This window comes from Streptomyces sp. NPDC006879 (genome assembly GCF_042869595.1).
Taxonomy (GTDB): domain Bacteria; phylum Actinomycetota; class Actinomycetes; order Streptomycetales; family Streptomycetaceae; genus Streptomyces.
Genome location: NZ_JBIAGC010000098.1, coordinates 1 through 2,430, shown reverse-complemented (window position 1 = coordinate 2,430; position 2,430 = coordinate 1). Strand labels below are relative to the sequence as shown.

The 2,430-nt window shown below is 65.7% G+C and carries 3 protein-coding genes and 1 tRNA gene; all 4 read left to right on the top strand.

Translation table 11 applies throughout. The features are described from left to right. The first annotated feature begins 97 nt into the window (after window positions 1-97). The 4 genes from ACFYMC_RS29680 to ACFYMC_RS29665 all read left to right on the top strand — a co-directional run bounded on the left by ACFYMC_RS29680 (window position 98) and on the right by ACFYMC_RS29665 (window position 2,340). Complete coding sequence (locus ACFYMC_RS29680; protein ID WP_388531233.1) at window positions 98-706, top strand: CAP domain-containing protein; 609 nt, start codon at window positions 98-100, stop codon at window positions 704-706. 493 nt (window positions 707-1,199) lie between these two features. Next, window positions 1,200-1,286: transfer RNA gene (locus ACFYMC_RS29675), tRNA-Ser, on the top strand. 347 nt (window positions 1,287-1,633) lie between these two features. Next, window positions 1,634-1,888 carry a hypothetical protein gene (locus tag ACFYMC_RS29670; RefSeq protein ID WP_388531230.1) on the top strand — a complete coding sequence of 85 codons (255 nt, stop codon included), beginning with the start codon at window positions 1,634-1,636 and terminating at the stop codon, window positions 1,886-1,888. Between the two features lie 92 nt (window positions 1,889-1,980). Then, window positions 1,981-2,340 (top strand): hypothetical protein, encoded by a 360-nt coding sequence (locus ACFYMC_RS29665; protein ID WP_388531227.1) that lies wholly within the window; start codon window positions 1,981-1,983, stop codon window positions 2,338-2,340. Window positions 2,341-2,430: the final 90 nt, after the last annotated feature.

Genomic DNA, 2,430 nt, shown 5'->3' with positions numbered 1-2,430 from the left:
GGCCAACGTCCTGTGGGCCATGATCCGAGACGGAGCGTGCTACCAAGCCACACCACCGGTCACGACACCGGCTTGACAACGGCATTGGGAAGTTCCCTTGCGTTCCCGCCTTCTGAAACTGCCGCTGGCACTAGCCACCCTCACCGCCCTGTCATGCACCACGGCCGCCTCGGCACCCCCGGAGCATCGCCCGGCGGCCACGCAGGCCCCCCTCGTCGCCCTGCCGGCCACCGACCCGCAGGCCGTCGCCCTGATGGAGGCCGTGAACACCTACCGGGCACGTCACCAAGACACCCCGTCGGTCACCTACGACCCCGGGCTCGCGACCCGCGCCCAGGCATGGGCCGCACAGTGCACCGGTCGGTACGAAAGCCAAGGCTCCGTGCCCGCAGCCCAGCGCGTGGGCCAGACCATGTACTCCGAGCGCTACCAGGACGTGGCAGATCTGACCCGCCGCGCCGTGGACCTCTGGTACGAGGAAGGTGCCACCTACGACTACGTCCGGCAGCAGTCGACGACTGGCGCGCAGACCGGGCACTTCACCCAGGTCATCTGGTCCAAGAGCGTCAAGGTGGGCGCCGCCCTCGTGCCCTGCGCCAGCGGGAACCTCGCAGGATGGAACCACCTGATGGTGTACTGGCAGGACGCCGGAAACGTGTACGGGGCCTACGCCGCCAACGTCCACCCCCTGAAGCCCACCAGCTGACCCGCTGACAGATCAACCGCGGCCGAACCAACAGGTCCGATCACCCGCCGGAGCACGCCCCAAGAGATCGTTTGAACGAGCCCCGTCGGCTCTCTGAGGACGACAGGGATCCGCGCCACCAGGTGCTCGATCGATTCCCGCCGTTCTCCCCGCACCTACGCCCCAGCCACGGTTCCTCAGGAATCCGCATGCTGACACACCGCCCCGCTCACGGGCCTTCCTCCGTACCCGGCTCCGCCCCAGGCGGGCGGAGCCGGGTGGGCTGCCCGAGCAACCTAAGACCCCGAGCGGGATCTCCCGCTGCCCTCCGCGCGTCCCGAGGACGGCGCGCAGGCGTTCTGACCCCCAGGTCCCTCCGGCGGCGGGGCGGACTCGTCGGAGCTGCCTACATGGTCAACTCCGACCGTCGTGGTCAACCTGTGGCCAGACTTCCATGCCACGGGTGTCCAGCCGGTACTCTGTACCCGGCTCCGCCCCAGGCGGGCGGAGCACGGGTGGGTTGCCCGAGCGGCCTAAGGGAACGGTCTTGAAAACCGTCGTGGCAGCGATGTCACCGTGGGTTCAAATCCCACACCCACCGCGTTGCAGGTCAGACGCAGTGCAGGTCAGAAGGGGTGTCCCGGTTCAGGGGCACCCCTTCTCACCTTGCTCCGCCCGTGTCGCGTCGTTGATCGCTTGTGGACCGTGCGTGGACCACGGTTGTCGGGCGCGAATCCATTCCTCCGGCAGATAGATCGGCCTGGAGGCTGGGATGGTCCCAGGCTGGCCGTACTCGGGCGTGGCCGCTAGCGTCCGGGCATGAGACACATCACCGCCGTCCTGTTTGTAGGCGCTGTTACGGCGCTCGCGGCGTGTGCTCCCGTTGAATCGAAGGGGTCAACTTCATCCCCGCGCCCTCATGTATCGGCCGGGGTGGACAGCGAGTCCATGAGCGAAGCGGAACGCCGCTTTCTGGATGACGTTCTGGAGCATGCCGGGGAAACCAAGGCCGGTGTGCAGTGGAAGAAAGGCGTGGTCTCGGCGACCAGAACTGATCTTGACATGCTCCTCGACGGCGAACGCCTGACGTTCTGCACAGGCGCAACCTGGAGCGATCAGGGCTCCCTTATTTCGCAAATGGGTAGAGATCGAGGTCGGTTCACATTCGTTCGCCAGAAGGCTGCACGCGCGCACCTGTGCTAACCAGCCAAGATCTTCTCGGGTTCTCGATTCCATGAGAGCGGCGTGCCGCACTGTGGCGACACAGCGATCATGTGTTCTAGGGGGGCGCTTTCATGATGGACATAGCCAGTCAGAAGCGTGGGGCCATACGTGGGGCTCTGGCGCTGACCGGGGCGGTGGTATTGACGCTTGCCACCGCCACGAGCGCCAGCGCCCACTACGTCTACCAAATCGATGAGACATGGTCGAACGCCGACAGTAGCAAGTGTGTGTACGAGCGCGCCGAGGTCTCCCATGGGGGTCGCGGGGGTTACACGAAGGCGAGCGTGCTCGCCTCGGACGACTGGGGCCCGACACTCACATGCATCTGGCCGTGGGAACGCCCGGCGGGCCAGCTTGCGGCGAAGTACGCGTATTACAAGAAGACTTCTTCAGGTTGGAAGCTGTGCCGCTCGATCGGTTGGAAGTACTGAGCTGCCCCGAGTTTCGTAGAGTCCGATCTTGATTGGTTCAGGCGGACTGCGGGGTTTGCTCCTGGCTGCGCCAGAAGGCTTCTTCGTACT

What these genes read in the sequence shown, in the direction of transcription:
- ACFYMC_RS29670 (WP_388531230.1), top strand. Translation starts at nt 1,634, where the DNA reads ATGAGCGAAGCGGAACGCCGCTTTCTGGATGACGTTCTGGAGCATGCC.
- ACFYMC_RS29665 (WP_388531227.1), top strand. Translation starts at nt 1,981, where the DNA reads ATGATGGACATAGCCAGTCAGAAGCGTGGGGCCATACGTGGGGCTCTG.